We start from the raw sequence: 271 nt of genomic DNA, 5'->3' as shown, positions 1-271 counted from the left end.
CCTGTGGAGAGTGGTGGAGCCTAGCGGGATCGAACCGCTGACCTCCTGCGTGCAAGGCAGGCGCTCTCCCAGCTGAGCTAAGGCCCCTCTGACAAGGTATTTGGTGGGTCTGGGCAGACTTGAATAAACCCGGCGACCTCACCCTTCTCTTGTTAACACCCTGGGGTGCGCTCAAACCAACTGAGCGAGAGAATGGTGGGTCTGGGCAGACTTGAACTGCCGACCTCACCCTTATCAGGGGTGCGCTCTAACCAACTGAGCTACAGACCCA

The 271-nt window shown here is 58.7% G+C and carries 2 tRNA genes; both read right to left on the bottom strand.

Annotated features, from left to right (window positions below):
* Positions 1 to 11: 11 nt before the first annotated feature.
* Positions 12 to 87 (bottom strand) — tRNA-Ala (locus CVH10_RS20665).
* A gap of 106 nt (positions 88 to 193) precedes the next feature.
* Positions 194 to 270: transfer RNA gene (locus tag CVH10_RS20660), tRNA-Ile, on the bottom strand.
* Position 271 lies beyond the last annotated feature (1 nt).

The sequence above is a fragment of the Halomonas sp. ND22Bw genome, from assembly GCF_003011945.1.
Taxonomy (GTDB): Bacteria; Pseudomonadota; Gammaproteobacteria; order Pseudomonadales; family Halomonadaceae; genus Halomonas; species Halomonas halophila.
The sequence above is the reverse complement of the archived record's forward strand: the minus strand, read 5'-3'. Positions and strand labels throughout refer to the sequence as shown.